This is a genomic window from uncultured Flavonifractor sp. (assembly GCF_944383115.1).
Lineage (GTDB): Bacteria > Bacillota > Clostridia > Oscillospirales > Oscillospiraceae > Flavonifractor.
The window spans coordinates 1-5,188 of record NZ_CALWOJ010000118.1 but is presented as its reverse complement, the minus strand read 5'-3'; the positions used below and the strand labels follow the sequence as shown (position 1 = coordinate 5,188).

The following is a 5,188-nucleotide window of genomic DNA, read 5'->3' as shown; positions in this document are numbered from 1 at the left end:
TCCACATAGGGGGCGGCCAGGGTCCGGATGGCGGCAGCCACCTGGCCCTCGTTGCCGGAGGGGCCGTGGCAGGCGTTAAGGGCCTGTATGATCTCTAAGATATCCATATGGTCAGTCCTCCTTGGACAGATGAGTGATAAACGCCCTGGTCAGGCTCACTACCGCCTCAACATCGGAGGCGTCAGCCAAAGTTGCCGGCGTATGCGGATAACGTACCGGAACTGCGATGACTGCTGTGCGCGCACCGGCGGCTGTTCGTTGGATTGCTCCGGCATCGCCGGAACCGGCGGTATTTTCACACAATTGCCAGGGAATGTTTTGTTCTTTCGCCAGGGTCCGCAGCATTTCAAACAGGCCCCGATCCACAATGACTCCCTTATTCATAAAGGGAAGTACAGCCCCTCCGCCCAGCACGCAGGATTTTTTGTGGGCAGGAACTCCAGCCAAATCGGCGGCAGAAGCCCCCTCCAGCACCAAGGCAACCTCCGGCTTCACGGAAAACGCCGCTCCAAAGGCGCCTCTGGCACCTACTTCCCGCTGGGTCGTAAAGACAAACGTACAGTCCATAGGCAGTTCCTCCCGCATCAGCCACAGCAGTACCGCACAACCGATGCGTCCGCCAAGAGCCCTACCTTTCAGTAAACTGCCGCCAAAAATTTCAGGTGGACTATCAAAGACAGCGACATCTCCCAAATTTACCTGTTTCCCAGCCTCTTCCTTGCTTTCGGCCCCGATATCCAGGTAGTAGTCCTCCAGCTTAGGCACGCTTTTCTCTTCATCACGGCTTACCAGGTGGTACGCCTTCAGTCCAACCACCGCCGGAAGCAGATTGGGTCCCACCAGCATCCGCTTACCCAATAGAATGCGGCGGTCAATATGGCCTACAGTGTCAAATTTTAGGTAACCTTCGTCGGTAATGCTACGCACCATCAGGCCCACCTCGTCCATATGAGCGGTGAGCAGCAGCTTATTGCCGGTGGCTTTGATTCCCTCTTTAAAGGCAATGACATTGCCCATAGCGTCCACTCGTAATTCAGTGGCGTACTGGCCAGCCACATCCATCACACAATCGCGCACCCGATCTTCCCAACTGGATACACCAGGAATGGAACAAAGGCGTTTCAGCAGTTCTTTCACAGCTGTCCCTCCCTTCCCAAATTCTCCACAAACGCGGCAAGCAGTGCTGCGGTATGCTTCAGGTCGGTAAGGGAAAGAGCCTCAATGGGACTGTGCATATATTTCAGGGGCAAAGAAAGTACCGCAGTGGCCACACCCTCCCGGCTGATCTGCATTTCCCAGCCGTTGGTGCCGGTGTGGCCGCTCATGACCTCTTGCTGGAAAGGAATTTCCCTTTCCCGTGCCTTGTCCAGCAGCCTTTGGGTCATCCAGCGGGCCATGTTGGGGCCTACGCCGATGGCGGGACCGCCTCCCAGCACAAAGGTCTTGTCGGCAGGGCCATCGGGGGTGCGTCCGTGGGTCACATCCACGGCGATGCAGCAGTCTGGCTGTACCGCCCAGGTACCCACAGTGGCGCCCACCCCGGAGACCTCCTCCCGGGTGGAGCCCATAACGTACACGTCCATATCCAGATCCTTGTCCTTCAGCAATTCCATTGCCCACAGCAGGGCAGCAAAACAGGAACGGTCGTCCATGGCCTTGCCGCACATCTGATCCTCCCCCAGGGGGAAGCATGAGCCTCGGTACACCATTGGGGTGCCCACCAGCGCTTCCGCCTGCTCCTGGGTCAGGCCGGCATCCACCACCAGCTGGGCGATGGGTACCGCCTTGTCCTGATCTTCCTGACCGGGACCGGGACTGGCCACCATGCCTAACATGGGGGGGTGGGTCAGGATGGTTACCTCCCGGCCGGGCAGCATCCGTGGGTCCACCCCACCGATGGTGCAGAACCGGAGGTAACCCTCCTCGGCCCCAGTAATAATGAGGCCGATCTCATCCAAATGGGCATCCAGTAATATTTTTTTGGCCCCTTCCCTGCCACATCGGCGCACACCGATTAAATTGCCCATACGGTCGATAAAGGTCTCATCCACCAGTGGAGCTAACAGGGCCCTGGCGACCTCTGCCGCTGGGGACTCAAAGCCGGAGGGCGCCGTGCAGCCGCACAGGGTCTCCAGCACAGTTTTCATATCCAAATGCAACTCCTCCTTGTGAGGGTATTTTATGACAATCCATAAATGATCTTCTTGAAGGCGGCGCCCCGCTCCATGAAATTCTTGAACTTGTCAAAGGAGGCGCAGGCGGGAGACAGGATCACCACGTCCCCCGGTTTGGCGGCCTTGTGGGCGGCCAGTACCGCCTCCTCAAAGCCGTCAACAACGGTGATGGGCAGGGCGGCAGGGAGATAATCCGGGCAGCTCTCCACGGCGGCCTTGATCTTCTCCGCAGTATCGCCTGTGAGGAACAATTCCTTTACATGGCCTATGATCTCAGGGCCAAGCACGTCGAAAGGGATGTGCTTGTCGTAGCCGCCGGCGATGAGGATCACCTTCTGGTGGAAGGAGCGCAGGCCGGCAATGGTACGGGAGGGGCTGGAGGCGATGGAGTCGTTGTAGTACTTCACGCCGTTCAGGGTGCGCACCAGCTCAATGCGGTGTTCCACCCCTGCAAATTTCTGCGCAAAACTTCGCACCACCGGATCTGGTACCAGTCCGTCCAGAGCGGTAATGGCCGCCATATAATTTTCCACATTGTGTACGCCGGGCAACAGAATATCGGCTACCGGCAGCACCGGGCGCTCGTGCATCTCGTTGCGGACCCATATAACGCCCTCCCGCAGGAAGGCGCCCTGAGAAGGTTCGCTACGACGACTAAAAAACGCCACTTGACCCGGGGCCTCTCTGACAAAGCCGCAGGTAATATCGTTGTCCGCATTAAATACCGCCAAACCAGTTTCGTCCTGATGGAGGAAAATATTTTCCTTGGCGCTGATATACTCGTCCATAGATTTATGAACATCCAGGTGGTTTGGAGCAAGATTGGTGACCACAGCAATGTCTGGGCTTCGGTCCATGGTCATCAGCTGGAAGGAGGACAATTCCAGCACGGCGATATCCCCCGGCTCCATGCCATCCACGTCGGGCAGCAGGGGCTTACCGATGTTACCCCCCACATACACCGTCTGCCCCGCCGCCTTAAGCAGTTCGGCGATAATGGTAGTGGTGGTGGTCTTACCATCGCTGCCGGTGACACCAATGGTGCGACAGGGGCAGACCTGGAAAAAGACCTCCATCTCGGAGGTAAGAATGGCACCCTTCTGCTGGGCGGCCACCAGTTGGGGCAGGTCGGGCCGCATACCGGGTGTGCGGAAGATGACCTCAAAATCCAGGTCCTCCAGGTAGTCCTCCCCCAGCTTCAGGGTGGCGCCCAGGCTCTCCAGCTCCTCGGCCAGGCCGGCGAAGGCGTTCATGGGCTTTTTGTCGCAGGCAGTGACCTTCACACCAGCCCGCAGCAGCATTTTAATCAGAGGGGTGTTGGACACACCAATGCCGATAACCGCAACTCGTTTGCCCTTCAGCCCCGCCAGATATTCCTGTATGGTGGAACGCTTCATAACAGTTCCTCCCTTTTCATAGTTTAACCAATTTATTATATCCTACCTGATTAGAAAATGCAAACGCTGACCGCTTTTGATTTGACAAACATCCCATCATACGGTAGAATGATCGAGCAAGCAAGCTGGACAGCCGCGCCTGCGGGGCGAAAGGCCCGTGGGTGAGGAAAGTCCGGGCTCCATAGGGCAAGGATAACGGGTAACACCCGCCGGGGGCGACCCTAGGAAAAGTGCAACAGAAATAGACCGCTGGCCGGTTGCCTCCATGTGGAGGCGGATGCATCACGGCGGCCGCAGGCCGACGTGATACACCCATTTTCCGAAACTAGGAACAGGACCGCCTTCAGATGGAGGCGACCGGCCAGTAAGGGTGGAAAGGCGAGGTAAGAGCTCACCCGATGGCGTGCCAAGCGTCCATCGCTGTAAACTCTATCCGGAGCAACGCCGTGGAGGGACATGAGGCTGGCCCGGCCGTCCCGGGGAGGCGGCTTGAGCGTACCGGCAACGGTGCGTCGAGATAGATGGCTGTCTTAAAGGACAGAACCCGGCTTACAGGCTTACTTGCAGATACGGCGGCCCGGAGCGTGCAGCTCCGAGCCGTCTTTTTTTGCAAAATCCCTTGACTCTTCCCTTACGTCAGATGGTAAACTGTCCTTACCCAAGGAGGGATGGCCCATGAAAATGAAGGAAGTATGCGCCCAGACCGGTCTGACAGAGCGGGCGGTGCGGTTCTATGTGCAGGAAAAATTGGTGGTTCCCCTGGCACAGCGCCGAGGTGGACGGACCTGGCTGGACTTCTCCCCCAACCACGTGGACCGGCTGAAGGCCATCTCCACCCTGCGGAAGGCGGGCTTCACCCTGGAGGAGATCCGCGCCATGATCGAGGATTTTCAGAAGAACGCCTCCGGGGCGGCCTTTTCCCTCCGTCAGCGGCTCCAGGCGGCCATAGACGCCTACGACAAGCTGCGCTTCACCGACACCGCCCAGGCCAGCGGCCTGGAGGATTACGCCGCCCTGCTGGAGCGGGAGGTCAAGGGCCGTCCCATCCCGGAGTCCGACCGGGTTCACGGAAATTCGGACAGCTGGCTGACCGGTGTGGAGTCCTTCTGCATGGTATGGGCGGTATATTTTATGTTTCGGGTTTACGTCTTTTTGCTGGATCACTTCTCCGATTACTCCGCCCTGCTGCAAGCCGCCGCCTGGAATCCGCTGGTCTTTGTCCTGCTCTTTGTCGTGATCCCCCTGCCTATCGCCCTGGTGCTGGGCAGCAAGGCAGGTAAATGGATCTGCCGGCATTTGGAATATATTCCATGAGAAAAGGAGCCTGCCGCAAATGCGGCAGGCTCCTTTTTTATAAACTCAGTCCTGATCCCAGTTATGCCAGACGTTCTGCACGTCGTCGTTGTCCTCCAGCAGGTCAATGAGCTTCTCCATGTTCTTGATGTCGTCCTCATTTTCCAGCTTGACGTAGTTCTGGGGCACCATCTCCACGGCGGCCTGAACGAAGGTATAGCCCTTCTCCTCCATGGCGGCCAGCACGGTGCCGAAGGAATCGGGGTCGGTGTACACCTCAAAGACCTCGTCCTCCACCTGCATATCGTCGGCGCCGCAGTCCAG

Annotated in this window: 5 protein-coding genes and 1 other RNA gene; 2 read left to right on the top strand and 4 right to left on the bottom strand. The window is 58.0% G+C overall.

Annotated features, from left to right (window positions below; genetic code table 11):
- Positions 1–111: 111 nt before the first annotated feature.
- Genes Q0K43_RS10165 through murD form a run of 3 tightly spaced genes read right to left on the bottom strand, consistent with a single transcriptional unit; the run spans position 112 to position 3,571 of the window.
- Positions 112–1,137: a M42 family metallopeptidase gene (locus Q0K43_RS10165; RefSeq protein WP_297290419.1), complete on the bottom strand. Its 1,026-nt coding sequence runs from the start codon at positions 1,135–1,137 to the stop codon at positions 112–114.
- A complete protein-coding gene (locus Q0K43_RS10160) occupies positions 1,134–2,147 on the bottom strand; it encodes a M42 family peptidase (RefSeq protein WP_297290420.1) in 1,014 nt (337 codons plus the stop codon). Before Q0K43_RS10160 ends, Q0K43_RS10165 begins: the two co-directional genes overlap by 4 nt.
- 32 nt (positions 2,148–2,179) lie before the next feature.
- On the bottom strand, positions 2,180–3,571 hold the full coding sequence (gene murD / locus Q0K43_RS10155) for a UDP-N-acetylmuramoyl-L-alanine--D-glutamate ligase (RefSeq protein WP_297290418.1): 1,392 nt from the start codon (positions 3,569–3,571) through the stop codon (positions 2,180–2,182).
- 117 nt (positions 3,572–3,688) lie between these two features.
- Here murD and rnpB point away from each other — a divergent pair.
- Positions 3,689–4,139, top strand: an RNA gene (rnpB, locus tag Q0K43_RS10150) — RNase P RNA component class A.
- A 107-nt stretch (positions 4,140–4,246) separates the two neighbouring features.
- Positions 4,247–4,885, top strand: a complete 639-nt coding sequence (locus tag Q0K43_RS10145; RefSeq protein WP_297290417.1) for a MerR family transcriptional regulator — start codon at positions 4,247–4,249, stop codon at positions 4,883–4,885.
- Between the two features lie 45 nt (positions 4,886–4,930).
- Here Q0K43_RS10145 and Q0K43_RS10140 read toward each other — a convergent pair.
- Positions 4,931–5,188, bottom strand: a 258-nt coding sequence (locus tag Q0K43_RS10140; protein WP_297290416.1) for a YebC/PmpR family DNA-binding transcriptional regulator, incomplete at its 5' end; no start/stop codon positions are given.

Bases quoted from the DNA above. Each gene is read 5' to 3' on its own strand.
- Q0K43_RS10145 (WP_297290417.1), top strand. From the start codon at position 4,247: ATGAAAATGAAGGAAGTATGCGCCCAGACCGGTCTGACAGAGCGGGCG.
- Q0K43_RS10160 (WP_297290420.1), bottom strand. From the start codon at position 2,147: ATGAAAACTGTGCTGGAGACCCTGTGCGGCTGCACGGCGCCCTCCGGC.
- murD (WP_297290418.1), bottom strand. From the start codon at position 3,571: ATGAAGCGTTCCACCATACAGGAATATCTGGCGGGGCTGAAGGGCAAA.